This window comes from Arthrobacter sp. B2a2-09 (assembly GCF_027587375.1).
Taxonomy (GTDB): Bacteria; Actinomycetota; Actinomycetes; order Actinomycetales; family Micrococcaceae; genus Arthrobacter.
In genome coordinates this window covers 98,355-124,862 of sequence record NZ_JAMXIC010000014.1, presented here as the reverse complement: position 1 = coordinate 124,862, position 26,508 = coordinate 98,355, and the positions used below count along the sequence as shown (strand labels likewise).

Sequence of the window (26,508 nt, the reverse complement as noted above, 5' to 3'; positions counted from 1 at the left end):
ACGGAGAGACGTAGGTAAAGAACCGCGCGAAGCGGCTTACGTGAGTCGGTCATGTGTCAATTATGCGGTATCGGCCATCTAATACCAAACCACTGCCCATAAAAAATAGTGATGGCAGCCATTGACGTCCACCATGCTGCATCTCCCGGGTTGTGCGGGTACAACCAATTAACGAGTAGCATCACAACGCTCAGGGCTGCGACTACCGCGAACGGTACCAAAAACCAGGGGCTGCGAAGCCACCACAACCTCGGTCGTTGCTGGCGGAACAGCTCCTTGAATCGGCTGACTGCAGCGTTGACGAACATTTCATCTCCAGCAACAGTTACTTGTGCCCCGCGCTCATCCAGCGTGAGCAGCGCACCCACTTCATCGCTCCCATATACGCGCCCAAATTCCACGGAGACTTTCGCTACTTGCTTGACGTGCAGTCTATGCATCACATCGTCTGGCGAGCCGGAATCCTTCGTATTGAGTTCTTTGTAAGTGACCTCCAGTTTGGGTGTCATCGCCTTCAACGCGATCTGCTCCGTCATGCGAGCGTAATCGTTGGTCTGTGCGTCCTTCAGCAAAGATGCAAGATACTTCTTGTTGTGGTCCTTCAGATCCTCTTCGAACAACGCAGCGGCAGAGTCCATTTGTTGTTCGAAGGCCAAACGTCTAGCTGCCTTGCCCTCAGCCTGCTCGGCGAGGAGCGCTGCATTTGCTGTGTCCTGAAAGCCCGAAAATGCGTCAACAAGACGCCGCAGTTCTTCCACACCTCCGTGCCAGGTTGTCGGTCCGATGGACGTATTGGAACGTCTTGTTTGTGGCACGTTTTCCCCTCAGCGGCCTAGTCGTCGCCACTATTCTGCCTTACAAGAGTCCCGCAGCCGTAGTGAATCGGTATCCGTGGAACCCAGCGGCGCTTGCCATTAGTGGCTGCTCAGCTACCGGAATATCGCAATCGGGTTGAGCCACAGGGCCGGGCCTGTGATACTGGCGTCCGAGGTGGAGACGTCGACTCCCATAGCCTTAGCAGGCTCAACGAAGTTTGACACCGAATCTCGCAAAGTCGTTATCTCTAGAGGAGTTGCCGATACGTCGTGAGTGAGCCGGAGCGTCGGAAGCTCCTCCTGCGGTCCTAATATCTGATCCACCTGTGCCACGATGCTGTACTCCCCACCCAGCCGACCAATCTTTCCGATAAGCCACTCGCCGGATATAGGCATCGCCACTGCGGGTCCAGATTCGCCAATCGGCTTCGCAATAAAGATGGACTCTCCCGCGCCTCCCTCGTCGTTATCGCCAAGGAGCATCTTGATGTTGCGTTCCGAATCCTTTGTACTCTTCAACTCTTCCCCCTTTTGGCTGAACACATGGCCTTGAGTCTTCGTTTTATCAGAGAACCAGAGGTAAAGCCTCAGTAGCGTTTGCAGGGGTACAACCTCCAATGTGGCCCGAAACTCAACGGTATGACCAGGCTCTACCCCGTTTAGAGCGTTAGGGCCCCATCCCTCGAAAGAACCAAGGGCCTTCCCGTCGACCAGAGTCTGGTACCACAGTTCGAAGACTGAGAAGCGGGTACGAGTACGCACGATTTCCTCGGCCAATGCGGACGTTGACTTCTTCGAACCCTCAATGTTGGCCCCCTGAAATCCGAGTCCGCCGCCAAAACCCCCCTCTCGAGCGGAGTTGACTTTAGCGACGACTTCGTCGATTTTGCCGGACTCGACCGCAGACAAGGAGTTGATGACCGTCTCGTCGTTCAGATAAAAAAACCCTCGATGGATCTTCTTTGAAGGCTGCCTATAGATCGCCATACTTCCCCCATGTTCAGATTCGGTATCAAGCACTTCTAGTGCTATCACAAATCGTCCGGCAGGACCCACAGCCCGGGCGAGAGGGTGTATTCGCAACTTGTGGGCTTGGCCGTCTTCGTGCACTGGGTGACGCAAGTGGGAGAGACAACCCGGCTGCCGTGTGACCAGTAGTTGATGTTGGCGGGCCTCGCACCAGGGAGCTGGGATGGTGCAGTTGGGGAAGGCGCAGCCTTGGTCGCGCGCGGTGATGGCTTTCCGGATGTGGGGCGGGAAAGCCCTGGTGGTGCGGGCGATGTCCAGGATGCCGCTGTCGCTGCCGAGCAGGACGGGGATGGTGTCTGCGTCGCAGGCGATCCTGCGTGCGGTGGAAGCGGTAATAGGGCCGGTGAAGGTGAACGACCCGGTGCCGGGAGAGCCGTCATTGTGCCTTGTTGTGATGTCGGCCTTTTTGAGACGGTCCAGGAGGTCGCGTTAATCGATGGTGACCATGACCCGGGGACGGAGTCCTCCCGCAGCAGGGAGTCCGCCGGTGGAGAGGGACGCTTTGCACGCGCCGATGAGACCGTCGAGGAGCCGCCGTGGGCAGGTGCGCCGGTCAAGCTCTTCCGCCTTGGTGCGATCCTTGTTCTTACTGCCGCCGGTTCCATCGTTGGGCGCCACGGCCCGGTGTGGGTACGGGGGGAATCCGTGTCCGCAGGACATGCTGATCAGGGTCAATGATGACCCCCACCAGCTGACTCTCCTCCTATCTGTCCGGCAGGCGTGGCCCTTTGCCGGTGACATCGACATCCCACCCCTATAGCCCGTACTCGACTGTGGTCATTCCCAGACGCCTGCATCCGCAGATGTCTCCACATGGGACAAACGCTGGAAAGCGGCTTGGGGCCGGGCCGTGACAGGGGTTTCCGCGATCGTTTGAGGGGCTCTTTGCCGCCATCCCGGGTCGGCGTGGACGCCATACCGGGCTTGTTTCCCAGGCCGGAGCTTGAAGCGCGGCGATGGGAATCAAGCCCCGGTTTGAGCGTGAGGCCTCAGCCCCTGGGCAGCTGGTCCTCCAGATTGAAGATTTCCGTGAGTTGGACGAATCCCTGGCCCGGCGCCCGTGCGTCGTCTTCGAACAGCAGTGCCATTTCCGCCTGCCAGCGGGCATTCACGTCAGTCAAGACCATTCGGGCAAGCGCCGCGTCGAAGTCGTCGCATTCCAGGTATCCCACCAGCAAACCGTCGTCGGCGAGGAACAACGAATAGTGGTTCCAACCGGCCGCCTTGAGTTCACCGAGCATCTCTGGCCACACGGCCGCGTACCGGCGTTGATATTCGGGAATCTGGCTGGGTTTGACCGAGGAACGGAAGCAGACACGCATGTGGATCCTCCTCCCTGTGTGAATCGTTTCATTCAAAGCCCACGAATCGCTGCCTTAATCGCGCAGCTTACCGGGCGGCGCTCCGGAGCTGGCGGTATTCCTCGCGAGCAACCGGCGTCGCGTCCGGAGTTCCCAGCTGGTTGAGGGGGATGCGGTACGTTTCCCGGGCCGACCAGGCGGCCACAGCCCCGATGATGCAGATTCCGAAGCAGATGGACCCGATGATGAGCGGTACATTCGAGGACCCCGGCGGGGCGATCGCCGTGAAGATGCTCGGAAGGAATGCGGTGATGACGAGGCCGATGTTCTGCGAGATGGCGAATCCCGTGACCCGGGTGCGGGCGGGGAAGAGCTCCTGGAAATAGCTGGCGAACGTTGCATTCCAGACTTGGTAGAGCGTGCCCCACATGAGGATCGAGAGGACGATGGTGAGCAGTACATTGTTCTGGCTGACCGCGTAGAGGTAAGCGTAGGCCAGCACGCCGGAGCTCAACGAGCCGAAGATCATCAACGGCCTGCGGCCGAACCGGTCCGACAGATTTCCGAACAAGGGGATGAGGGCCAGTGCGACGACGTTGGCCAGGACCGGGATCCAGAGGTAGACGCTGGTGCTCATGCCGACGCCGTAGCCCGGCTGGGTGGCGTACGCCGCACCGAAGACTGCCACGGTGACGCCGACGACGTTGACCAGGGTCATGCAGACTGCCCGCACCACGTCGAGACCGCTTTCCCGCAGCACGCGGACGATCGGCATCTTCGGGATCTCCCGGTGCGCCTTTTCCTCGGCGAAGATGGGGGTTTCTTCGACCCGGCGGCGGATCATGTACCCGGCGAACACCACGAGGGCGCTGAGGAGGAACGGAATGCGCCAGCCCCAGGACTTGAATGCTTCGTTGGAGAGCATGGCCGAGAGCGGGAGGAATACCGCGGCGGCGATAATCTGTCCGGCCTGGGTGCCTTGGAGTGCAAAGCTTGCGTAGAAGCCCCGGCGGCCGAAAGGTGCGTGCTCCACGATCATGGCGCTGGCGCCGCTCAGTTCGCCGGCCACCGCAAAGCCCTGGATGAGTCGGACGGCAACCAGCAGGACGGGTGCCAGGAGGCCTACCTGGCCGTAGGTGGGCAGCAATGCGACAGCGAAGGTCGACGCGCCCATCATCAACATGGCCAAGACGAGAACGTTCTTCCGGCCGTGTTTATCGCCCCACTGTCCCAGGACGAATGCGCCGATCGGGCGGGCGACGTAGCCCACGGCGTACGTGCCTAGGGAGGCGATCAGTGCCACGGTCGGGTTTCCCGCGGGGAAGAAGACTCCGGGGAAGACCAGTGCAGCGGCCTGCGCATAGATGAACCAGTCGTAGTACTCGAGGGCGCTGCCGATCCAGCCGCTGGCTGCCGCTTTCCTCGTGGTGCTGGACTGTCGCGGTTCGGTTGAACTTCGCTGCCTACTCGCGTCGATCTTCATATTGTCCTCCTTTGGACAAGTCGTTGGGGCCACTGGAAGGGCCTTCCCGTCTTTGGGTTTGGTTTCCAGTAGGAGGGCGGCGCCATCGCAAGTATCGGACTGGATCTTCCGCTTGGTATGCGCTTTCCCATCTGGTAAGCGCTTTCCATGAGACACCCGCACGGCCCCGCTGTCAAGGTTAAGTTGTTGCGCCGGTCACACTGGCGCGGGACTCTCGGCCCGGCGTCATCGTGTGATCGATGGAGCCGCCGCGAACCCGGAGAACTAGGGCGAACTCGTGCTTCTGCGGAGGGTGACGCTGCCCGCGACGGCGGCTGGACCGCCGTCGTCGTCGGAAAGGGTCGCAATGGTTGCCAGCCGTCCGATTTCCTCAAGCGGCAGGCTCACGGTGGAGAGTGCCGGCCGGAAGTCTCGGAGCCATTCGATGTCGTCGAACCCTGCGAGGCTGGCGTCATGGGGGACTCTGAGCCCCTGGTCCCTCAACGCGGCCGCCACGCCGATGGCCATGACATCGTTCGTCGCGAAAATGCACAATCGTTGCTCCGGCGCCGATTGGCCGGAGGCCTTGATCCGCCAGGCAAGTTCAATGCCGGCATCGAAGCCGCCGTTCCGGTTGAACGCGACGTGCACAACATCCGCGGCGGGCTGGCCGGCGTCGGACAATCCGCGTTGGAATCCCATGACGCGCTCATCCGAAGTGGTCAGTCCCTCCGGCCCGGCCACAATGGCGAACGGCCCTTTGTGGGTGCGCGCCAATTCCCTCGCCAGATCCTGCGCAAGTCGCTCGTTGGGAACGGCGATGGTGCGGTAGCTGTCGGTTTCGCCGACGCCCAATATCGCCTGCCCGACGACGCCCACCCGCCCGCCGTTGCGGCAGTAGCGGTCCAGTTCGGCGGCTAGCTCGGTGTTCGCGCGGGCGTCTTCGGAACGTGTTGAACGTGATCCTGCGATGACGATCGACTCGGCCCGCCGTGCAGCGAAGGCGGCGACGGCTTCCTTCTCCTCGGCGGGTGTGCCGTTGGTGGTGGCGAGCAGCACCATGCGGCGCTCCTGCCGTGCTGCGGCCTGGACGCCCTGCGCTATGGCGGAAAAATAAGGGTCCGCGATGTCGTGCACGATCAGGCCAATGAGCCCCGTGCTGGATTTCGCCAGCGCCTGGGCCTGGGCGTTCGCGATGTAGCCGAGGGTGTCGGCCGCCTGCCGGACGCGCTCCGCGATCTCCGGTGCGGGTGTCCTGGCAGAACCATTGAGCACCCGGGAGGCGGTGGCGGGGGAGACGCCGGCCAGTTTGGCCACTTCGGACAGCGTGCTTGCAGTCACGGACAACTCCTCGTTCAAGGCCACAGTCTCGGGCATTTTCAGCAACATCCGATTATTGCAGTCGTAGCTGTCTGCGGGAAAGCGATTGCCAGACTCGTGTCCGCGTGTCATCATGAGTGCATTGGGAATGCGCTTTCCCATCTCATTACTTTCCATTGAAGAAGGACTCATGGGCTACGAAACAAAGACGATCCGCATCGCCATGAACGGCATCACCGGCCGGATGGGCTACCGCCAGCACCTGCTGCGGTCCATCCTCCCCATCCGGGACGCCGGGGGCTTCACCTTGGCGGACGGCACCCGCGTCCAGGTTGAGCCGATCCTGGTGGGCCGCAACGAGGCGAAGATCCGAGAACTGGCCGAACTCCACAAGGTTTCCGAATGGTCCACCGACCTGGATGCGGTCATCAACGACCCCACGGTCGACGTCGTTTTCGATGCGTCGATGACCAGCCTTCGCGCCGCGACGCTGAAGAAGGCGATGCGCGCCGGAAAACACATTTTCACCGAAAAGCCGACGGCGGAGACGCTTGAAGAGGCGATCGAACTGGCGCGCATCGGCAAGGAATCCGGCGTCACGGCCGGCGTGGTGCACGACAAGCTGTACCTGCCGGGCCTGGTCAAGCTGCGCCGCCTGGTGGATGAGGGTTTCTTCGGCCGCATCCTCTCGATCCGCGGCGAATTCGGCTACTGGGTCTTCGAAGGCGACGTCCAGGCGGCGCAGCGCCCGTCCTGGAACTACCGCAAGGAAGACGGCGGAGGAATGACAACGGACATGTTCTGCCACTGGAACTATGTCCTTGAAGGCATCATCGGCAAGGTCAAGAGCGTCAACGCCAAAACCGCCACCCACATCCCGACCCGCTGGGACGAACAGGGCAAGGAATACAAGGCCACCGCCGACGACGCGTCCTACGGCATCTTCGAGCTTGAGACCCCGGGCGGGGACGACGTCGTCGGGCAGATCAATTCCTCCTGGGCCGTCCGCGTCTACCGCGACGAACTCGTGGAGTTCCAGATCGACGGCACTCTCGGTTCCGCCGTCGCGGGCTTGAACAAGTGCGTTGCGCAGCAGCGCGCCCACACGCCCAAGCCCGTCTGGAACCCGGACCTGCCCGTCACGGAGTCCTTCCGCAGCCAGTGGCAGGAAGTCCCCGCGAACGCCGATCTGGACAACGGCTTCAAGCTGCAATGGGAAGAATTCCTGCGCGACGTCGTCGCCGGCCGCGAGCACCGCTTCGGCTTGCTTTCCGCCGCCCGCGGCGTGCAGCTCGCCGAACTCGGCCTGCAGTCCTCAGCCGAGCGCCGCACCATCGACATCCCGGAGATCGTGCTCTGATGACCACCCTTCTTCTTCCAAACCACGACGGCGGGACCCGCCTCTACACGCTGCAGCCGGCCACGTCCTGGGCCAGGCCAACGGCGCCTTTGACGTCCCGGCGGGCCTACGCCGCCGCGCACGTGATCCCCGAAGCGACGGCCGAGAACACCCCCGGCGCCCCCGCGCACTTGGACTGGGACACCACCATGGCGTACCGGCACGAGCTGTGGTCCTACGGCTTGGGCGTCGCCGATGCCATGGACACCGCCCAGCGCGGCATGGGCCTGGACTGGGCCGCCACGCAGCAGCTCATCAAGCGAACCGGCGTCGAAGCGGCGTCCGTGGTGGCGTCCGGCAACTCGGCCACCGCCGGGAAGACGGTCCGGGACCTTGTCTCCTGCGGAGCCGGAACGGACCAGCTGGACCTGGACTCAGTCCCCGAGGGTCCCGCCGGCATCAACGCCGTGCTGGACGCGTACCGTGAGCAGATCGCCGTCGTGAGCGAAGCCGGACCGAAGGTCATCATCATGGCATCGCGGGCGCTGGCCAAGGTGGCGGCAAGCCCTGAGGACTACCTGCACGTCTACTCCACCTTGCTGCAGGAAGTGGATCAGCCCGTCATCCTGCACTGGCTCGGGACCATGTTCGACCCCGCGTTGGCCGGCTATTGGGGCTCGGACGACGTCGCTGCAGCAACCGAGACCTTCCTTGGCCTCATCCGCGATCACGCGGACAAAGTGGACGGCGTGAAGGTCTCGATGCTCGACGCTTCGCATGAAGTTGCCCTGCGTGCCGCTCTTCCGGAGGGCGTCCGCCTCTACACCGGCGACGATTTCAACTACCCGGAACTGATCGACGGCGACGGCGCCCACCACTCGGACGCGCTGCTGGGCATCTTCGCCGCAATCTACCCTGCCGCTTCGGTGGCGTTGCAGAAGTACGACGCCGGCGACGCTGCGGACGCGCGCGCCATCCTGGACTCCACCCGCGAATTGGGCAAGCACATCTTCAGCGCCCCCACGTTCTACTACAAGACCGGGATCGCCTTCATGTCCTGGCTCAACGGCAAACAGCCCGGATTCCAGATGGTCGGCGGGCTGCATTCCGGCCGCTCCGTGGTCCACCTGGCGCGCACCTTCGAACTCGCCGACCAAGCCGGGCTCCTGCGCGATCCGGCGCTGGCCGCCTTCCGGATGTCCGATTACCTTCGCATCAACGGAGTGGGCGCATGAGCGACTTTTCAAGATTGTCGCTGAACAGCGCCACCACCAAGAAATGGACCCTCGCCGAGGCCGTGGACGGTTGCGTCCGTGCCGGAATTCCGGCGATCGGACCGTGGCGGGACATCGTCGCCGACGCCGGCCTGGACAAGGCCGCCAAGCTGATCAAGGACGCCGGACTTCGCGTCTCGTCCCTCTGCCGGGGCGGCTTCCTCACGGCGGCCGACGCCGACGGGCAGGCAGCCGCTTTGGCGGACAACCGGGCGGCCATCCTGGAAGCCGTGGCGCTGGATACCCAGGAGCTGTTCCTGGTGGTCGGCGGGCTGGCGTCGGGGGAGAAGGACGTCGTCGCGGCCCGCCAGCGCGTGGCCGATCGCCTCGAGGACCTGGTGCCCTTCGCCGTCGAGCACGGGGTCCGGTTGGTGCTCGAACCCCTGCACCCGATGTACGCGGCGGACCGGGCCCTCATCTCGACCCTGGGCCAGGCCCTCGACCTCGCCGCACCCTACGACGCGAAGGCGGTCGGCGTCGCCGTCGACACCTTCCACGTGTGGTGGGACCCGGAACTGAAGCAGCAGATCCAGCGGGCCGGCCGGGAAAACCGGATTGCTTCCTACCAGGTGTGCGATTTCAACCTCCCCATCGCCGCCGACGCCCTGCTCTCCCGCGGCATGATGGGCGACGGCGTGATCGACTTCGCGACGATCGGCACCTGGGTGCGCGACGCCGGCTACACCGGCGACATCGAAGTGGAGATCTTTAACCAGGACATCTGGGACGCCGACGGCGATTCGGTCCTGGAAACCATGAGGCAGCGCTACGCGGAACTCGTGCTGCCGTACGCATAACAGTGCGGCGCGACCCCGATGGCCAAATGGCCGGGAGTGTCGCGGGCCTTATTCGAGAGGAGAGTGTTCCGATGAGGCGTTGCGGTACGCGCCGGGTGTGAGCCCTAGGACGGTGCGGAAGTCGTTGGCGAGATGCGCTTGGTCTGAGTAGCCAAAGTCGGCCGCAACGGTTGCGATGTCGGAGTCCGGGTCGTTCCGGAGACGCTCTGAGGCTTCCTGTATTCGCCGCCGACGGATCATCGCAGCGGGCGAGAGACCCACGTAACGTGCAGCGAGCCGCTGTGCTGTTCGTGCAGAAACTCCTAGGCGCCCGGCTACATCATCCAAGCGCACTGTCGACGAATCAGTGTCTATGAGGTCGGCCATCATGTTCGCACGCAAACCTTCCTCGCCCGGAGTCGGCACGTTCTCAACGAACCAGCTCGTGAACGCTTCGGCAGCCTGGAGATGCCGGCCGGTGGCATCCTCGGATCCCGTCATTGCGTGGACGACCGCGGCATGGAGGCGCGGGAATTGTACCGGCCCGTATGCATCTCGATGAGCCGCGGGGGCGTCGGTGAAGTGCGGGACGGCAGCGGGCCTTAACAGGGCGCCGACAGTCCATCCTCCACCCGTGAGGTCACGGGTGGAGCGCCGGCTTGTCGGTCCCGCGAACCCGACAAACGCCGGCTCCACGGTGAGGTTTGACGCGGGGAACGAAATCACATGTTGGCGCGACGTGCGTCCTGGTGCGATGTCCCACTCGGCGATCCAGAACCACCGGACCAATGCGGCGATCCCCTCCGGGGAGGGTAGCCGGGAGAACCGTGGCAGGCTCGCGGGATAGAGAATTCCGCGTGAATCGCCGGTCATACCGCGGCATTCATGAAGTTGTCGCGAATCTTCAAGCCCCGCATTGCGCCGCCCTTTTATCGTGAAGACATGTCCGAAAAAACTGAGAAAACCGTCGCTGCACACGGCGATCACACATCCCACGGTATCCCGCATGGTTCGACCAGCCTGACGCCGTTCCTCGTTGTACCCAACGCCCGCACCGCGATCGTCTTCTACCGCGATGTGTTCGGCGCACGCATCGTCGACGTGACGGAAATCAACGCCGTCGTTGTTCACGCCGTCCTCGATTTCGGCGACGGCCGGCTCCAGATTGGTGAGCCGGCCGCCGACTACCATCTCGTGCCTCCTCCTGCTGGCGACGATGACTGCTGCTCCATGGGTTTCTATTGCAATGACGTCGACGGCGTCGCCGAGCGGGCCGAGGCGGCTGGAGCAACTATCCGCGAGCCGTTGATGACTTTCGTGTCCGGAGATCGGTTCTGCAGCATTCGTGATCCGTTCGGCATCCGCTGGACGATCATGACCCGAGTCGAGGACCTCTCCGATGAGGAAAGTGCTCGCCGGGTCGCCGAGTGGGCTAAAGAACAGACCCCCTCATCCTGACGGGAGTTCAGTGGTGTGCACCGGTCTGTTTGCGATTTGTGCGCCTATCCTGCGGCGGACACCCGGCCGGCCGTCAGCTCGGCAACCTCGGCCGGAGACAACGTGCCGTCCACGATCCACACGGTGAAGGATCGGACCAGGGGGTCGCCTGCGGCAAGGTCCACTGGCCGGTCCCAAGCCAGGGCCGAAGCTACGGCAGGGTAATCCGCCATCCGGACGAACCAGGGATCCTGCGCCTCGGCCGGAGCTGCGAAAACCAGAGTGGCGGGGCCTTCAGGAAAGTCCGCCGTCCAGGCCAGCCAGGGCGACGTCGAGCCGTGCACTTCAGGTTCCCCGCGACCTTCCGCCGTGAAGACTTCTGCCCCGGCGCACGCAGGCAAGCGCCAGAAGAACCCGCCGTAGCCGCTTCCGAGGGCGCCGTTTGAGCCGGGGCCGCCCAGAGAGGAGTCGACGACGGCGGTCAGTTCTGTTCTTAACTCCAGTTGCCACGTACGAAGGTCGATCGCCCGGGAACGGGTGGTGCGGCGTTCGCGGAGAAGTTCGGCGCCGTCCGGTGCCTGCCAGCTCAATTCCTGCTCCAGCAGGCCCGGCCCGGACGTTGTGGACCGTTCGATGATGTGCCCGTGGTCTTGCCGTTCTTCATAACGGCCGGCGGCGCGGGTGTACGTCTTGCCGCCCCAGAAATTGGTGCCGTTGACATCCTGGAAGGCGAATCCCGCGCCGAGGTGCCAGGGGTGGTCCGCGGGCAGATGGTCGGTGACCTTGACTCCGGCCAGTGTTCGGACCGGGTGCAGATAGGGCCGCGGGGAGAGCCGCGCGGCCAGGCCGGCACCGCTCTGCAGGGTTGCCAAGACAACGGCGGCCTTGCCAGTCTCAATCCCAGAGGCGCCCGGCTCATCGCCGTCGGGCAGGCTCAAAACCGGCCTTTCGGCGTCGACGGTTGGGCGCGCCCAAGGCAAGCCGAGTTCGCTGAACGTGACATGCGCCGCCGTCGCGCGTTCCAGGGCGGCTTCGATTCCGTCGATCACGGGACGGGCGGCGTCACCCTCGCCCTCCCAGGTGACGTACTGCTCCGGGATCAGCTCCGGAGATTCTGCGGTGCGGATGGCTTCCAGGACCTGCATGAAGGCGCCGCTGTACGCGAGCGGGCTGATCAGCGGCGCGGCGGTTGCGGGGCTGATCAGTCCCGTAACCGGCGCGCGCTGCTCGCGACGATGCTCCAGCAGATCCTCGGTGAGGTCCACCCGGTTGTAAACCGTTTCGCGGTTCCCGGCGGCAGAGCTGACCCTGAGGCGGTCTTCGGTGTAGTGGAACACCGCCGTACCCTCGCTGCCCTGCAGGGTGATGTACGGTTCCACGGATTCGGCGGCGCAGAGCGTGAGCGCGCACGTGATGGGCAGGCCCGCGGCAGTGCGGATCCGGATGACGGAGGTGTCGTCGGATTCGATGTCATTGGCGCGGTACAGGTCCGTCTCCACGGAGGCAAGATCGTCCACCGTCCGTGCCCCGGCGATCCTCAGCGCGGTAGCGATGGCGTGCGCCAGCGGGTTGGTTGCCACCCCGTCCACGACATCGACGCCGTCCAGGCTGCGTTTGCCCGCCCAGCGCGAACGTTTGTAATAGGCGCGGTCGCGGACCCAGCGTCCCGTGGCCGAGATGCCCAGGAGCGTGCCGATCTCTCCCTCCGCAAGCAGTTCCTCAATGGCCTGGAGGGCCCGGGATCCGAGGCTCTGGAAGCCGACCTGGACGCTTCTGCCGGCCGCAGCGGCGGCCTCCTGCAGGCGATTGAAGTCGGCGAGGGAAGCGACTGGAGGCTTCTCGAGGTACAGGTCGGCGTGGGGGAGCGTCGTGAGGGCGAGCTGTGCGTGTGTCTGGATGGGTGTGGCCACAATGACCAGGTCCAGCGCGGGGGTTCCCGCCAGGAGGTCGTCCAGGTTGCTGAATACGGCGGTTCCGGGCGGGAGGGCGCCGGGGGTAGGCGGGTTCGGATCCGCTACGGCAACAAGGCGCACGACGCCGTTGGCCTGGAGCCTTTCGAGGTTCTGCAAGTGGTGCGCGCCGAAGCCGTGGACCCCCACGAGGGCGACTCTGCTGGGCTCATGGCCGGGCTGTTTGCGTTCTGCCGGGACGGGTGTGGACAGGGTGCCCATGGCTCTCCTCATCTGTCCCCGGGAGGCGGGGCTGCTGACGTCGGTGTCGTTCCAGAGGCGCTTGGTAAGCGCTTTCCAAGAAGAGTGTACCTTGCATCATGGGAGATGTAACGCCCTTAAGTTAGACGATGCGGCCGGCCGGCAGTTTCTCCCCGGCCTCGACCGCCACATCGATCGAATTTCCTGCCACGGGCATGGGGCACGTGCCATACGGGGTGAAGGCGCTGGGGTAGTTGATGGCGCGGTTGAAGTCGAGCACCACGGAACCATCGTGCCGGGGCCGCGAAACGGCCAGTTTGCGCCATTCGTCGGTGGTGTTGCCGTTCGTTTCGTCGTGGAAGGTGACGGTCAGGGCTCCGAGCTTCTCGGCCTCGGCGTGCAGGCGGATCTCGTGGGGAAGGCCAGGCGCCCGGAAAACGACCTCTCCTATGGATCGATGCACCCCATCCACCAAGGGGTTGGCCGTCCCGATGGGTACATCCACCGGTTCGGGGTAGGCCTCGAAGCGCCCGTCGAGCAACCAGTCCGGGTTGTATTCGTAGGTGGGAACGGCGTCGAACTCCGTCAGTACCGGCGAGGAGTTGTCCCTGGTGCGGACGGCGTATTTGTCCGCGCGCATGGCCAGTTCCACCACCACCTCCGTGCCGTCCGAGCCACCGAACTGCACCCACATGAGCGATTCCTCATCCTGGAGGGTGGCCGAAATCGTGCCGTCCACGGGAGCTCCCGTTTCCACGAGCGTCAGTCCGTCCGCCGCGCTCGCGGTGAGTGTCGCCGTCGTGCCGTCCGTTGACCAGAGCCCAGGGACGAGTTCGACGGCGGCGGGTGCGGATTCGAGCCACTGGAAGGAGGTGAGGGTCAGCCAGCCGTGGTCCGCTGCGAGGGCGGCGTTGCGGCCGTTGCGGAAACGCTGCCAGCGTTCCAGCTGGGCGTTGTTAGCGGGGGCTGTTGCGCTCATGGTTCCTCCAGCGGCTTGGGTGTCGTTGGCTTAACCATGCACCCGTCACCACCATTCCCGGAACCCAACTGGCTAGCATTAGTTGTCGTTTTGAGGGCTGAAAACGACAACTAATGCGAGTCAGTTGGGCGCACGGCGCGCCGGGGGTGGCGGCAGCGACAACATTTGAGACGGATTGCCACCGGCGGAAGAGCTGCGGGTAGGATTCCCTTGGAAATATTAGTAATCCGGCTCACAGTATCCAGCGCAGTGTACGGGCCACACCCAACGCCAGAAGGTATTTTTCATGGTTGACACTGCACATCTCAGCACCGACCTCGCCGCGGAACTGCGGGCCGATGTCCGCCGCGTCTCCACGCTTCTCGGAGAGTCGTTGGTCCGCCAGCATGGCCCGGCGCTGCTTCAACTGGTCGAGCAGGTGCGCCTGCTCACCAAGGAATCCAAGGAAGCCGCCCGCGGCGGCGCTGACGCCACCGGCCCGTGGAGCGCGCACGACGTCGTCGCCCAGGTCCGGGAGTTGCTCGCCTCATTGCCCCTTGAGGAAGCCACCGAGCTGGTCCGTGCCTTCGCCTTCTATTTCCACCTCGCCAACGCCGCCGAGCAAGTGCACCGCGTCCGCGGACTGCGCACCCGCCAGGAAAAGGACGGCTGGTTGGCCAAAGCCGTGGCCGAGATCGCCGACGAGGCCGGAACCCAGGCCCTGCAGGACGTCGTCAATGAGCTGGACGTTCGTCCTATTTTCACCGCGCACCCCACCGAAGCCTCTCGCCGTTCGGTGCTGGACAAGATCCGCAAGCTCTCGGACGTCCTGGCCGAATCCACCCTTGAGGGCACGGCCGCCCGCCGACGCCAAGACCGCCAACTGGCCGAGATCATCGACCAGATGTGGCAAACGGACGAACTGCGCCAAGTCCGGCCCACTCCCGTGGACGAGGCCCGCAACGCCATCTACTACCTGAGCAGCATCCTGACTGACGCCATGCCGGAAATGCTCGCGGACCTTTCCGAGCTGCTGGGCGAGCACGGCGTGGTGCTGCCCGCGGACAACGCCCCCATCCGCTTCGGTTCCTGGATCGGCGGAGACCGCGACGGCAATCCGAACGTCACCGCTTCCGTCACACGCGAGATCCTGCAGTTGCAGAACCAGCACGCCGTGCGGATAAGCATCTCGATGATCGACGAACTGATCTCCATCCTCTCCAACTCCACCGCCCTGGTAGACGCGGAAGAGGACCTCCTGGACTCGATCGCCGTCGACCTCAAGAACCTGCCCGGCTTGGACAAGCGCATTCTCGAGTTGAACGCGCAAGAGCCCTACCGCCTCAAACTGACCTGCATCAAAGCCAAGCTCATCAACACGGGCCGCCGCGTGTCTGCATCCAGCCACCACGAACCCGGCCGCGACTACGCCTCCACCTCGGAACTCCTCGCGGAGCTCGAACTGTTGGAAGCGTCGCTGCGCAAGCACTCAGCCGTGCTCGTGGCCGACGGTGCCCTGGCCCGCGTCCGCCGCGCGATCGCTTCCTTCGGGCTGCACCTGGCGACCCTCGACATCCGTGAGCATGCCGACTACCACCACGACGCCGTCGGGCAGCTAGTGGACCGGATCGGCGTCGGAACTCCCTACGGCGAGTTGAGCCGCGCCGAACGCTTCGAGCGGCTGAGCGCGGAGCTCGCTTCGCGCCGTCCGCTGTCCGGCCACCCCATCAAGCTCGACGGCGACGGCGACCGCACCTACGACGTCTTCCGCAGCATCCGCCACGCCCTCCAGACCTACGGGCCCGACGTCGTCGAAACCTACATCATCTCTATGACGCGCGGCGCAGACGATGTCCTGGCAGCCGCGGTGCTGGCCCGAGAGGCCGGACTGATCGATCTGTTCGGTGCGGCTCCGTATGCCAAGATCGGCTTCGCCCCGCTCCTGGAGACCGTGGAAGAGCTGCGCGCCTCGGCCGAAATCGTGGACCTGCTGCTCTCCGATCCCTCCTACCGTTCCCTGGTACGGCTGCGTGGGGACGTCCAGGAGATCATGCTGGGATACTCGGACTCCAACAAGGAATCCGGCGTCATGACCAGCCAGTGGGAGATCCACAAGACCCAGCGCAAGCTGCGCGACGTCGCCGCCAAGCACGGCGTGAACGTCCGGTTGTTCCACGGCCGCGGCGGTTCGGTGGGCCGTGGCGGCGGGCCAACCTATGACGCCATCATGGCCCAGCCGAATGGAGTGCTCGAAGGCGCCATCAAGTTCACCGAGCAAGGCGAAGTCATCTCGGACAAGTACTCCCTGCCGGAGCTCGCCCGCGAAAACCTGGAGCTCTCCCTGGCGGCCGTGATGCAGGGTTCCGCGCTGCACCGAGCCCCGCGCACTTCCGATGACGAGCGCGAACGCTACGGCCAGGTCATGGAGATCATTTCCGACGCCGCGTTTGCCCAGTACCGTTCGCTGATCGACGATCCGGACTTGCCCGCGTACTTCCTGGCCTCGACGCCGGTGGAGCAGCTAGGGTCCCTGAACATCGGCTCGCGTCCCTCCAAGCGCCCGGATTCCGGTGCCGGGCTGGGCGGGTTGCGGGCCATTCCGTGGGTCTTCGGTTGGACGCAGTCTCGGCAGATCGTTCCAGGTTGGTTCGGCGTGGGCTCAGGCTTGCGGGCTGCCCGCGAGGCAGGCAACACCGCCGAGCTTGCAGAGATGATGAAGCGCTGGCACTTCTTCCAGTCCGTGATTTCCAACGTGGAGATGACGCTGGCCAAGACCGACATGGACATCGCCGGGCACTACGTGTCTTCGCTGGTTCCGGAAGAGCTGCATCACTTGTTCAAGGCGATCCGCATTGAATACGATCTCACGGTTGCCGAAGTGGAACTCCTGAGCGGGGAAACCGAGCTCCTGGAAGCCCAGCCGACGCTCAAGCGTTCCCTCGAAATCCGCGACCAATACCTCGACCCCATCAGCTACCTGCAGGTGGAGTTGTTGCGCCGCGTCCGCGAAGCTTCCATTTCCGGCGCCGAGATCGACGAACGACTCCAGCGGGCCATGCTCATCACTGTCAACGGCGTGGCCGCCGGCCTCCGCAACACGGGCTAGCCCTCACTTCCCCCCGACGCTCGCTCACTTATGTGGGTGTTTTTGGAAACGCTCGCTCACATCATGTGAGCGAGGGTCGGGCTGGGAGGGCTTGTTTGTGAGCGAGGGTTTCCCGGGCCAGACGCTCGCTCACTTATGTGGGTGTTTTTGGAAACGCTCGCTCACATCTGGCCCGTAATCCACCACGATCGTCATGCGGGGCACGCCGTCGTCGGAATACGACAGGGTGCTGACGGGGACGCCATAGAGTCGCGAGAGCTCGACGTCGGTCAGCAGCTCGGCAGCGCGGCCGGCGCGCGCACCGGTTCGGCTCAAGAGGACTACCTGACTGGCATGGTGCAGGATGCTGCCTGTGCCGATGAGGACCCTTGGCCCTGGACGGCATTGGGCGTATTCCAAGCCATCCGGAGCGCAGTCCGGGCCAGGTTCGGCACCGGCTCGCTAAGCGGGGTCCGTGTCCTGGTGCAAGGAACCGGCAATGTCGGGGCCTCACTGGCACATCAGCTCGCAGCTGCCGACTCCCACGTCGACGTGTCCGATATCGACCTTGATCGAGCGAACGCCGTCGCCGACGCGATCGGTGGCCATGTCGTGCAGCCGTCCGACGTCGTGGGCTACGAGTGTGATGTCTTCGCTCCGTGCGCGGTCGCCCGGGTCGTTCCTCAGCAGACTCTCCCTCAACTTGCCTGCTCGATCATCGCCGGGGGCGCGAATGACACGCTTGAAGATGCGTCCTGTGCAGATGGGCTGGCCGCAGCCGGGATCCTCTACGTCCCCGATTTCGTGGTCAACTCTGGTGGGGTGAGATTCGTTCACGCTCAGCGCTCGGCCTGGGACAGGGAAGCAACCACCGACTTCATCGAGCAGATCGGTGTGCGGGTGACTGAGATCCTCGATGATGCAGCGAGCTCGGAACGTACCCCGCTGGAGACTGCGGGGCTCATGGCCCGGCAGCTGATCGACGCGAAACGTTCCGAGATCGCCGCAGGAGGTCGTCAACTGCGGCCTTCGGTGGCGGTGTAGCCATGTCGCGTCAGACAGTCGCGGCTGCGCGCCGCTACTACGACACCGTTGACAATGCCGGTCCCGAGGATATCGTGGCGTTGTTCGATCCAGCAGCCGAGTATCGGCGCCCCGGCTACGCGCCGATGATCGGCCGTGACGCTCTGCTGGAGTTCTATGGCACGGACCGAGGCATCGTCGCCGGAAGCCACCGCATCACCAGCCTGATTACTGACTATCCCGACCGAGTCGCGGTTGAAGGACGCTTTTCGGGACAGCTTCGCGACGGGCGAACCGTGGACCTCGGGTTCGCCGACTTCTTTTGCTTCCAGCGCGGCCTGATCCTGACGCGGACCACGTACTTCGAAACAGCCGCGGTCTGAACCGGCTCAGCGCCGAGAGGAACTGCAGCAGGTCCGGGTCCGTGGTGTTGAGGGTGGTGATGGTGCGGTCGAGGTAGACGGTGTTCCAGAGAACGATGGCTGCGGTGAGAAGGTTCAGCCCGCTGGCGTAACTGTTGAGACCCACCGACACGGCATCAGTTCCCGACGATCCCGGCACGGCTGCACCCGCCCTTTGGTAGCCTCAGTACACCCGCCCCCGCGGCACAACATGCTATCCATCAAGGAGAGGACACGGCCGTCGATGAACTCAGTTGACCCAGTCAACGATGCGTCGATGCCATGGGATGGCATCACCGTCGGAGTATTGCTCGATAGCCTTGGCCCCGACGTTGTGCGCCCCTTGGCGTTGCCACACGGCCCCTCGGTAGCGATCGGTTCGCCGTCGATCCATGACACAGACCAGACTCACGCCGAGCTGACCGATGCTGTGTTGCTGGTTCCGGGCCGCCCGAGCGCTGATCTGCTGGGTTTGGCTGCGGACGCGCACGTCGCTGCAGTAGTGGTGCGTGCCGGTGCGGTGGACCCTGAACCGCTGACCGCGGCGGCCAATCGCGCCGGGGTGACGCTGTTGGAGTGCAGTGCAGAACTCTCCTGGGGTCAGCTGTATATGCTGATCGACGCGCTGAGGGCGGTCACCGGTCCGGTGCTCGAACAGGATGATCGGGCGGCCGACCTGTTCTCGCTGGCCAATGACATAGCTTTACGGGCAGGCGGTGCAGTGGCTATCGAGGACCTGTCCATGCGGGTTCTGGCGTACTCGACGATTCCGGGCCAAGAGGTGGACGATCTGCGGCGGGACGGGATCCTTGGGCGGCGGGTGCCGGATCACCCGACCAATGCCGAGGACTATTCCGCTGTACTGCGCACTGAAACTGCGATCTGGATTCGTGACCAGCCCGATTTCCGGCCCCGCCTGGCCATCGCGGTCCGCGACGGCGGCGAACCACTGGGCAGCATCTGGGTAATAGAGGGTGTGAAGCCTGTGGCCGCCAAAGCCTCAGAGGTGCTGGCCGAAGGCGCTCGTCTGGCTGCTCCGCACTTGGCCAGACTAAACGTCGCGGCAGACGCAGACCGCAGGCAGCGGGCCGAGCGGTTGGGACAGCTGCTTCGCGGAACCGGACCGAGACGGCGGTTTGCGGAGTCGTTCGGGCTGCACTTTGACGCCGCTGCGACAGTGGTGGTGATCGGCCGGGATGAGAACCCGCCGACCCATTCGCGGGGGATGTCCGCGGCATCGGCCGCTGTACATGTCAGCGTTCTGCTGCGGATGGCGCTGTCCTCCTACCGGCTTCCGGCCGCCGTCGGGTCCCTTGACGGTCAGATGGTTGCTGTCATCGGAACGACAGCTGACTCTCCTGTGTTGCAATCGATTATTGCCACGGTGTTGGCCCGTTCTGCGGAGAGCGTTGGAGTTGGTTGGCGGGCAGGTATCAGCCGCACCCTGGGCAGCGTGGCGGACGTGCCCGCCGGATTCGCCCAAGCGAAACAGGCCCTCGGTGTGGTGAGCGGGCCGTTCGGCCATGGCGAGATCGGCCAGCATCAGGAGTTAGGGGCGTCCTTGTTCCTGCTTGAGGTGTTTGACGCACTACAGTCCCGGTCCGCCCTGGATGCCGAACCGCTGTCCCTGGTCGCGGATCACGATAGCCGGCAGGGCACCGACTACGTCCGGACGCTACGCAGCTGGATCGCGGCGCACTACGACGTCGCCCGCGCGGCAGAGGCGCTGGTGCTGCACCCCAACACCTTGCGGCACCGACTACGCCGAATGGCCAAGGTGGTTGACATCGAAGACCCCGACGTGCGGCTGGCCCTGGCTTTGCAGTTGCGGCTGCAGGAGATCAACACAGAGTTGATTGACTGAAAGCATTGGTGGTTGCTGGACTCTCCACCTTTTGTCGGCTACGGCCGACAGAAGGTATGAGGCCGGGGCCTGCTACGGGCCGATGCGGCACCGGCGCCCTCAAGCAGGTGATGCGTGATGCCCTTTCCGCGGTGCCCGGGCCGGACCCGGACGCACCACACTGACCTCACCTCGGCCTCGTCCACGTTCGGAATCTTGCGGTTCGTTGCGAAACTAGTGTCGGCTCGCGGGTGGACGGCCGCCCACCCGACTACCTCGCCGCCGTCGTAAGCCAAGACGCCAGGCGGCGGGTCCTCCGCCACCAGCTTCTTGACGAACTTGCCCCGCTCTTGGTGCTGCAGCTCAAGGTTCATCTTTGGAAGGGATGCTCCTATGACGATCGTCAAGTCTTCGAGCCCACAGTGTAGCGCTCTACTGTGGGCGAGCCGGAGGCTCTTTGTCCAAAAGGCCGAAGGAACGGCTCATACGTCTTCTTCTTGCACCATGGGCGCGCGTTCTGTGCGGCGTAATCTTCGATAGAGACATCGAGGAGAGCTGCTTTATGGCAATAGATACCCTGCGCGCATCGGCAGAGCGGAAGATCCACAACGACGGCGGGCGAGCCGGATGCAGGATCAGGCCGGAAGCGCTGGACGTCGCATACGCCATTGATGCTTCTTCCCACCTGGATCTGGTGGGCGTTGAGGATTCAAGGCAGTTCCTTTCCTTCGCGCGCTGGAGGTCACCGCGCTCAATGACCAACACCTCTTCCTCACGTTTTCCGACGAGGACCAAATAGCTGTCGGCGACCTCGTCTGCTTCCCGGTCTCCCATCCCTGTTCCGCCTTCGACAGGTGGCCGCGTATTCCGCTCGTCAATGACTCTTATGCGGTGGTGGACGCTGTCAGGACCTATTTCTAACGCCATCCCATCAAGGGGCGGCACCAGTCGAAGGATCGACTGGAACCACCAGAAACGCGGCTGCGGCCAATCAAAAGGAGACTCACTATGAGGGTTTATATTTCGGTCGACATGGAGGGAATCTCCGGAATCGCGACCTATGATCAGGTCATTCGTGGAGGAAGTGGCTATCCCCGCGCTCAGCTACTCATGACAGCAGAAACCAACGCTGCCATTGAGGGTGCCTTCGACGGGGGTGCCACAGAGGTCCTGGTCAACGACAGCCACGGGACCATGGACAACCTCCTCCATGAGCAACTGGATCCACGGGCGCGCGTGATCTTCGGTTCCCCCAAGGCGTTTTGCATGGCTGAAGGACTTACCCCGGATTTTGACGTCGCACTGTACGTCGGCTATCACGCACCGGCCGGTTCCGAGGGTGTGTTGGCGCATTCCTTTTCCGGCTATTTTGCCAGCTTCCACGTCAACGGTGACGTCGCATCCGAGGCATCGGTAAATGCGATGTTTGCTGCCACGAGGGGTGTGCCTGTTGGCCTTGTTACAGGTGACGACGTGATCTGCGGCATTGCTCAAAGCACGTTCCCCGGCGTCCGGACGGTACAGGTGAAGGAATCCCGGGGAGTAATGGCTGCCAACAGTCTTTCCCCACAAGAGGCTCGAAAGCGGATCCGTGAAAGTTCCGCTGCTGCTGTACGTGGGGTCGGAGGAACGCGTCTTCTGCCAGTCCCGGATCGTATTCATCTCGAAATTGGTTTCCAGACAGCTTTGGCGGCTGAACTCGTCGAAGCGGTGCCCGGGGTGATCCGCACCAGCAACCTGTCAATTTCGCGGGTGCTGGATTCGGCAGAGGACCTCCTCGGGATGATCGCAACCAGTTACCAGCTCGCGGGCGTCGCGGCCAGAACGGTCTACTCGCTCGTCAACAGGACCTGACCTCCCGCAGACCTAATGAAGTACTACACCACTGGGCCCAAAGCCCGTTATTGAGGACAAACAATGATTCCAAACAAGTGGCTGCCAGCGTTGGCCGCCTCGACTGTCATCGCATCCCTACTCCTGGTCGGGTGCTCCCCGGATCTGTCCCCATCCTCGGATGGGACGGGGACGCCCCAAGCGGGTGGGCACCTTGTCATGGCCCGGGAACTGGACGTGATGACTTTGATGCCGGCCGATGCTTCCGACAACGAATCCATTTGGACAATAGAAGATATCTACGACACTCTCATTGTCCCTTCGGCGGACGGTCAGAGCCTCAAGCCGTCCCTCGCCACGGATTGGGTCCAGTCCGAGGACAAGCTTGCGTGGACGTTCACGCTGAGGCACGGTGCCACCTTTTCCGACGGCACCCCTCTCACCTCGGCGGATGTGAAGTTCTCCCTGGACGCCGCCTCGGATCCGAATCTGCCCTCAGGGTTCCTGAATGAGCAAATCGCCGGGATCGACACTCCCTCGCCGGAGACCGTCGTGGTCAGGACAAAGACCGCATGGTCGCCCCTGCCATCGGTGTTGGCTCTTTATGCAAATTCCATAGTCCCGGCAAATTACGGCGGCAAGTCCAGGGAAGAGTTCGCCAAGGCCCCCGTGGGATCAGGGCCGTTTAAGGTGAAGAATTGGACCCAAGGGCAACAGCTGGATCTCGTCAAAAATACGGCTTACTGGGGTACTGACCGGCCGTATCTTGATGCCGTAACCTTTGTTGCGGTGGCAGATGCCAATACTCGCGCGACGCAGCTACAGGGTGGCCAGATCACCGTCAATGAGATGCCTGCGGCCAGCAGCTTCGCGGCACTCTCCTCAACGCCGGGACTGAAGGCTTCAGCATTCGACAGCAGCTACACCAGCTTCCTCTCGCTCAACAACACCAGGGCCCCGTTCACGGATGTACACGTGCGCCGGGCCATCGCTTATGCCATTGACCGCGAAGCGATACTGAAGGCCGCCAACTTCGGCCAGGGGACTGCCGCTGGTTCGTTCCTCAGCCCCGCCTACTGGGCCTATGACGCAAACGTCAAGGGCAGGCAGTTCAACCTCGAAGAAGCAAAGAAAGAGATGGGGCTGTCCTCTAAGCCAGCGGGATTCAGCGCGGACATCCTGGTGGCCAGCGGCAACGCAACCCAGTTGACCACTGCTCAAATCCTGCAGAGCGAGCTTTCCGAAATAGGCATCACCCTGACCATCAACCAGATGGAACCAGGGGCGCTGCGGGCCACGAGGAAGTCGATGGACTATGACATGGCGATCAGCAACGCCACCACCGACATCACGGACCCCGACGAGTTGGTGCGGTTCATCGCAGCGAAATCCGGTGGCTCCAACGCCATGTACACAGGATATGACAATCAGCAGGTTGCCGACCTGGCAACACAAGCGGCGAGCCTCAGTGACCAGGCTAAGAGGTTAAAGATCTACTCCACCATCCAGCAAAAGGTCAACGACGACCAGCCCATGGTGCCGCTGCTTTACCAGCCCACGCTCTATAGCTACAGCGACAAGGTCCACGACTTCCAGCCGTCCATCACCGGCAACTACAACCTGGTCAACACGTGGTTGTCGAAATAGCCATGGGCAAACTGACAGCATCAGGGAGCTGCGCCGGATCAGGTGAGGGCAAATGACTCGGTTCCTGGTCCGCAGGCTTAGCCTTCTTGCCCTCGTGGTCTGGGGCGTTGTCACGGCGACCTTTGTCCTTGTTCATGCCACTCCCGGCGATCCCGCCCGGGCAACCCTGGGGGATAAGGCCTCCGAGTCGGCAGTTCAAGCCCTACGAGCCGAGTGGGGGTTGGATCAGCCCCTGGGCGCACAGTACTGGCATTTCCTGACTGATCTTGTCAGCGGCAACTTGGGAACATCGTTCCAATACCGGTCGCCCATCGCCTCGCTGCTCGCGGAACGGCTGCCCACCACGCTCCTGCTCATGCTCATGGCGGTGACGTTTGCGGTCGTGATCTCCCTTCCACTCGCAACCTGGGTTGCTGTCCGGGGCCGGGGAGGCGCCGACATCGGGGTTCGCATTTTTGGTGCCGTGGCACAAGGAACTCCTACGTTCCTGATCGGAACCCTGCTGGTGATCGTCTTTGGCCTCAATCTGCACTGGTTTCCCGTGGGGGGCTACGGCAGGACGTCGGCGGAACACCTGCATTCTCTCGTCTTGCCGGCCATCACAATCGCCTTGGGAATCGTGCCCATGCTGGTCAACAGCCTGAGAGCGTCCTTGACGGACGCACTGCAAAGCGACTTCGTCGCTTTTGGCCACTCCAAGGGGTTGAAGCCAGCCACCGTGCTGGCTGCTTACGCCATCCGCAACGGCAGCATTTCCGGGGTCACCATCCTGGGAATCCAAGCCGGCGTCCTGGCCGGTGGGGCCCTGGTGGTGGAAAAGGTCTTTGCCATTCCGGGAATGGGAAGCCTCATGTTGGCCGGCATCCTCGGGAGGGACTTTCCCGTGGTCCAGGCCACCACCCTTGTCTTTGCGGGAATCGTTGTTGTGGTCTACCTCGTCACGGACCTGTCCTATGCCCTACTTGACCCGAGAGCGAGACTGGCATGACACAGACGCTTCTTCCCCAAACTGCAACCAAAACCGGACTCGACGGGAGCAAACCTCCGTGGCGCTTCCGGATGCGCCCATTACATCGTGGATCCAACATTGAACTCCTCATCGGAGGCGTCATCTTCGGTGCAATGGTCCTGGCGGCAGTGTTTGCCCCGCTCCTGACTCCCCACGACCCGACGGCCCAGGACTTGGCAAATGCCTTGTCAGGGCCAACTGCAGCGCACCCGCTCGGGACAGACAATCTGGGCCGGGACACCTGGAGCCGTCTCCTTTTTGGCGCCCGCAGCGACTTGGGCATTGCCGTCCTGGCCGTCCTCTTTCCCTTTGTTCTGGGGACGGTTGTGGGCGCGCTGTGCGGGTACTTCGGTGGCTGGTTCGACACGCTGACAATGCGCATTGCCGACGTCGTTTCTGCTTTCCCGTTCTTCGTTCTCGTCATTACCCTGGTCTTCGTCTTCGGCAACGGGCCCATGAGTATATTCCTGGCCATCAGCATTGTGAGCTGGGTTTCCTACGCGAGGATCGTGCGTGCCGAAACGCTCGTGGTCCGGGGCAGGGACTTCATCCAATCCTGCGAGACCGGCGGACTTGGCAACGCCCGCATCGTGGTCCGGCACGTCTTGCCCAACACGATGACGCAAGCAATCGTTTTCGCCATGAGTGACGTCGTCGCCAACATCGGCGTGATCGTAACGCTGAGCTACTTCGGATTGGGCATCGTCCCACCAACTCCTGATTGGGGACAAATGATCAGCGACGGCCAACAGTTCCTGGCTTCCGGAATCTACGCGCTTGTGTTGATTCCGGGTGCAGCTGTTATTCTCGCCAGCCTCTCGCTCACATTCCTGGGCGACGGAATCGCCAACGCGCTGCGAGCAAAGCGATGAGCGGGGCATCAGAGGGCCAGCCTCTCCTGAAGGTGGAGGGGTTGTGCGTTGATGTGTCCATCCAAGGCCGTGAGTACGCTGCACTGAAGGACGTTTCCTTTACGGTCCAGCGGGCGGAAGCCCATGGACTTGTAGGGGAATCGGGTTCCGGAAAGAGCCTGGCCCTTCGTTCGCTCATGGGTTTGCTGCCCACCAACGCCCGAGTCAGCGGAGGCAGCGCGTACTTTAATGGCACGGACTTGTTTGCGAACAACGGCCGGAACTTCCGGAAGATCCGTGGCACGGGTATATCAATGGTGTTCCAGGAACCCGCTGTGGCACTGAATCCAATTGCCCGCGTTGGCACCCAGATAACGGACGGCATCGCCCAACGGAAGGGCTTGAGCCGAAAGCAGGCCCGGGAGTACGCCATCCACATGATGGGGTTGGTGGGGATACCCAGCCCGGAGTTGCGGGTGGACGCCTATCCCTTCCAATTATCCGGAGGGATGAGGCAGCGTGTGATGATCGCCGCCAGTGTGGCATGCGAACCCGAGCTGATTCTCTGTGACGAACCAACAACCGCACTCGACGTGACCGTCCAGGCGCAGGTCCTGGCCCTGTTTGACGGACTGCGGGCTGAGCTCAACGCCGGCATTCTGTACGTCACGCATGACTTGGCTGTTGTCTCCGAACTCTGCAGCACAATCAGCGTCCTGTACGCGGGTCGCCTGGTGGAATCCGGCAGCGCGGCAGAGGTATTGGGAAATCCGCGCGAAGACTACACGCGCGCCCTCCTCACCGCGACGCCGCGTATTGACGAACCCGGTCAACGGCTTCGATCGATACCCGGGACCACACCGGCGCTTCGAGACAGGCCGGCCGACTATTCATTCGCGATGCGGATAGCGGACCATGCGCCGGACTCCCATTCGATCCTTGAGGAGCACTAGCA

At 63.2% G+C, this 26,508-nt stretch carries 24 protein-coding genes and 2 pseudogenes; 15 read left to right on the top strand and 11 right to left on the bottom strand.

The features are described from left to right. Positions 1-56: 56 nt before the first annotated feature. From NFJ07_RS15725 to NFJ07_RS15700, 6 genes are all read right to left on the bottom strand, one after another. Positions 57-758, bottom strand: a complete 702-nt coding sequence (locus NFJ07_RS15725; RefSeq protein WP_269995713.1) for a hypothetical protein — start codon at positions 756-758, stop codon at positions 57-59. Positions 759-929: 171 nt separating this feature from the next. Further along, positions 930-1,835: a DUF6414 family protein gene (locus NFJ07_RS15720; RefSeq protein WP_269995711.1), complete on the bottom strand. Its 906-nt coding sequence runs from the start codon at positions 1,833-1,835 to the stop codon at positions 930-932. Positions 1,836-2,273: 438 nt separating this feature from the next. Continuing rightward, positions 2,274-2,462: a hypothetical protein gene (locus NFJ07_RS26055; RefSeq protein WP_442865355.1), complete on the bottom strand. Its 189-nt coding sequence runs from the start codon at positions 2,460-2,462 to the stop codon at positions 2,274-2,276. A gap of 371 nt (positions 2,463-2,833) precedes the next feature. After that, positions 2,834-3,166 carry an L-rhamnose mutarotase gene (locus NFJ07_RS15710; RefSeq protein WP_269995709.1) on the bottom strand — a complete coding sequence of 111 codons (333 nt, stop codon included), beginning with the start codon at positions 3,164-3,166 and terminating at the stop codon, positions 2,834-2,836. A gap of 67 nt (positions 3,167-3,233) precedes the next feature. Then, complete coding sequence (locus tag NFJ07_RS15705) at positions 3,234-4,628, bottom strand: MFS transporter (protein ID WP_269995707.1); 1,395 nt, start codon at positions 4,626-4,628, stop codon at positions 3,234-3,236. A gap of 264 nt (positions 4,629-4,892) precedes the next feature. Further along, positions 4,893-5,948, bottom strand: coding sequence for a LacI family DNA-binding transcriptional regulator (locus NFJ07_RS15700; protein WP_269995705.1), 1,056 nt, complete (start codon positions 5,946-5,948; stop codon positions 4,893-4,895). A 169-nt stretch (positions 5,949-6,117) separates the two neighbouring features. On the opposite strand from NFJ07_RS15700, the gene NFJ07_RS15695 reads away from it, so the two are divergent. Genes NFJ07_RS15695 through NFJ07_RS15685 form a run of 3 tightly spaced genes read left to right on the top strand, consistent with a single transcriptional unit; the run spans position 6,118 to position 9,337 of the window. Then, the gene (locus NFJ07_RS15695; RefSeq protein WP_269995703.1) at positions 6,118-7,287 is read left to right on the top strand and encodes a Gfo/Idh/MocA family protein; all 1,170 of its coding nucleotides are present in this window, start codon (positions 6,118-6,120) and stop codon (positions 7,285-7,287) included. Then, positions 7,287-8,501: a dihydrodipicolinate synthase family protein gene (locus NFJ07_RS15690; protein WP_269995702.1), complete on the top strand. Its 1,215-nt coding sequence runs from the start codon at positions 7,287-7,289 to the stop codon at positions 8,499-8,501. Before NFJ07_RS15695 ends, NFJ07_RS15690 begins: the two co-directional genes overlap by 1 nt. After that, complete coding sequence (locus NFJ07_RS15685) at positions 8,498-9,337, top strand: sugar phosphate isomerase/epimerase family protein (RefSeq protein ID WP_269995701.1); 840 nt, start codon at positions 8,498-8,500, stop codon at positions 9,335-9,337. The genes NFJ07_RS15690 and NFJ07_RS15685 overlap by 4 nt, the downstream gene beginning before the upstream one ends. A 48-nt stretch (positions 9,338-9,385) precedes the next feature. Here NFJ07_RS15685 and NFJ07_RS15680 read toward each other — a convergent pair whose 3' ends face one another. After that, positions 9,386-10,189 carry a helix-turn-helix domain-containing protein gene (locus NFJ07_RS15680; protein ID WP_269995699.1) on the bottom strand — a complete coding sequence of 268 codons (804 nt, stop codon included), beginning with the start codon at positions 10,187-10,189 and terminating at the stop codon, positions 9,386-9,388. A 69-nt stretch (positions 10,190-10,258) separates the two neighbouring features. Here NFJ07_RS15680 and NFJ07_RS15675 point away from each other — a divergent pair, with 69 nt between their 5' ends. Further along, positions 10,259-10,774, top strand: coding sequence for a VOC family protein (locus tag NFJ07_RS15675; RefSeq protein WP_269995721.1), 516 nt, complete (start codon positions 10,259-10,261; stop codon positions 10,772-10,774). Positions 10,775-10,818: 44 nt separating this feature from the next. On the opposite strand, the gene NFJ07_RS15670 is transcribed toward NFJ07_RS15675, so the two are convergent. Together NFJ07_RS15670 and NFJ07_RS15665 are read right to left on the bottom strand one after the other, a co-directional pair. Then, on the bottom strand, positions 10,819-12,924 hold the full coding sequence (locus NFJ07_RS15670) for a DUF6807 family protein (protein WP_269995698.1): 2,106 nt from the start codon (positions 12,922-12,924) through the stop codon (positions 10,819-10,821). Between the two features lie 121 nt (positions 12,925-13,045). Then, a complete protein-coding gene (locus tag NFJ07_RS15665; protein ID WP_269995696.1) occupies positions 13,046-13,882 on the bottom strand; it encodes a DUF1684 domain-containing protein in 837 nt (278 codons plus the stop codon). Between the two features lie 286 nt (positions 13,883-14,168). Here NFJ07_RS15665 and ppc point away from each other — a divergent pair, with 286 nt between their 5' ends. The 3 genes from ppc (at position 14,169) to NFJ07_RS15650 (ending at position 18,352) form a co-directional block, all read left to right on the top strand. Next, positions 14,169-16,967, top strand: coding sequence for a phosphoenolpyruvate carboxylase (ppc, locus tag NFJ07_RS15660; protein WP_269995695.1), 2,799 nt, complete (start codon positions 14,169-14,171; stop codon positions 16,965-16,967). A gap of 147 nt (positions 16,968-17,114) precedes the next feature. Continuing rightward, positions 17,115-17,990: a hypothetical protein gene (locus NFJ07_RS15655; protein ID WP_269995694.1), complete on the top strand. Its 876-nt coding sequence runs from the start codon at positions 17,115-17,117 to the stop codon at positions 17,988-17,990. A gap of 2 nt (positions 17,991-17,992) precedes the next feature. After that, positions 17,993-18,352 carry a nuclear transport factor 2 family protein gene (locus NFJ07_RS15650; RefSeq protein ID WP_269995693.1) on the top strand — a complete coding sequence of 120 codons (360 nt, stop codon included), beginning with the start codon at positions 17,993-17,995 and terminating at the stop codon, positions 18,350-18,352. A gap of 7 nt (positions 18,353-18,359) precedes the next feature. Here NFJ07_RS15650 and NFJ07_RS15645 read toward each other — a convergent pair. Beyond that, positions 18,360-18,479: pseudogene (locus tag NFJ07_RS15645) on the bottom strand (Tn3 family transposase); the annotation flags it as partial. 135 nt (positions 18,480-18,614) lie between these two features. Here NFJ07_RS15645 and NFJ07_RS15640 point away from each other — a divergent pair. Beyond that, complete coding sequence (locus NFJ07_RS15640; protein WP_269995692.1) at positions 18,615-20,234, top strand: PucR family transcriptional regulator; 1,620 nt, start codon at positions 18,615-18,617, stop codon at positions 20,232-20,234. Positions 20,235-20,326: 92 nt separating this feature from the next. Here NFJ07_RS15640 and NFJ07_RS15635 read toward each other — a convergent pair. Then, a pseudogene (locus NFJ07_RS15635) lies at positions 20,327-20,620 on the bottom strand (GNAT family N-acetyltransferase); the annotation flags it as partial. 155 nt (positions 20,621-20,775) lie between these two features. Here NFJ07_RS15635 and NFJ07_RS15630 point away from each other — a divergent pair. The 7 genes from NFJ07_RS15630 to NFJ07_RS15605 all read left to right on the top strand — a co-directional run bounded on the left by NFJ07_RS15630 (position 20,776) and on the right by NFJ07_RS15605 (position 26,506). Continuing rightward, positions 20,776-21,012, top strand: coding sequence for a hypothetical protein (locus NFJ07_RS15630; protein ID WP_269995690.1), 237 nt, complete (start codon positions 20,776-20,778; stop codon positions 21,010-21,012). Next, complete coding sequence (locus NFJ07_RS26050) at positions 20,949-21,134, top strand: hypothetical protein (RefSeq protein WP_442865356.1); 186 nt, start codon at positions 20,949-20,951, stop codon at positions 21,132-21,134. The genes NFJ07_RS15630 and NFJ07_RS26050 overlap by 64 nt, the downstream gene beginning before the upstream one ends. 87 nt (positions 21,135-21,221) lie before the next feature. After that, the gene (locus tag NFJ07_RS15625) at positions 21,222-22,067 is read left to right on the top strand and encodes a M55 family metallopeptidase (protein ID WP_269995688.1); all 846 of its coding nucleotides are present in this window, start codon (positions 21,222-21,224) and stop codon (positions 22,065-22,067) included. Positions 22,068-22,130: 63 nt separating this feature from the next. Continuing rightward, the gene (locus tag NFJ07_RS15620) at positions 22,131-23,693 is read left to right on the top strand and encodes an ABC transporter substrate-binding protein (protein ID WP_269995687.1); all 1,563 of its coding nucleotides are present in this window, start codon (positions 22,131-22,133) and stop codon (positions 23,691-23,693) included. Between the two features lie 52 nt (positions 23,694-23,745). Continuing rightward, positions 23,746-24,681, top strand: a complete 936-nt coding sequence (locus tag NFJ07_RS15615) for an ABC transporter permease (protein WP_269995685.1) — start codon at positions 23,746-23,748, stop codon at positions 24,679-24,681. Then, a complete protein-coding gene (locus NFJ07_RS15610; RefSeq protein ID WP_269995683.1) occupies positions 24,678-25,574 on the top strand; it encodes an ABC transporter permease in 897 nt (298 codons plus the stop codon). Before NFJ07_RS15615 ends, NFJ07_RS15610 begins: the two co-directional genes overlap by 4 nt. Beyond that, a complete protein-coding gene (locus tag NFJ07_RS15605) occupies positions 25,571-26,506 on the top strand; it encodes an ABC transporter ATP-binding protein (protein WP_269995681.1) in 936 nt (311 codons plus the stop codon). The genes NFJ07_RS15610 and NFJ07_RS15605 overlap by 4 nt, the downstream gene beginning before the upstream one ends. The last annotated feature ends 2 nt before the right edge of the window (positions 26,507-26,508 follow it).